The following is a 291-nucleotide window of genomic DNA, read 5'->3' as shown; positions in this document are numbered from 1 at the left end:
CTATGATGCTCAGCAAGACGGCTGCTGCCCCAATCAGGAGGACATGGAAGCTTGATTGGAAAAAGTCGATACCGCTATTGGAAAGTCCATTATAAATAATAGCAGTAAAATAAACGGTTGTCGTGATATATGCAGCAAATAATAAGTATCGATTTCCATGATACTTTGCCAGCAGCAATAGAGGCGGTGATAGGATGATTAATAGGACACTTATAAGATTGCTTCCGCCTGTCCATAAAGAATAACCGGCAAACGCCGAGAATAGGATGGTCAGGAGATCAAGAATCCGAA

1 protein-coding gene is annotated in these 291 nt (G+C 41.9%); it reads right to left on the bottom strand.

Going from position 1 to position 291, the window contains the following annotated elements:
* A partial coding sequence (locus SB773_RS31075) for a hypothetical protein (protein WP_410594108.1) occupies nucleotides 1-291 on the bottom strand: 291 nt, incomplete at both ends.

Source organism: Bacillus sp. SIMBA_074 (assembly GCF_046534555.1).
Lineage (GTDB): Bacteria > Bacillota > Bacilli > Bacillales > Bacillaceae_G > Bacillus_A > Bacillus_A mycoides.
This window is presented reverse-complemented; position numbering and strand designations above follow the sequence as displayed.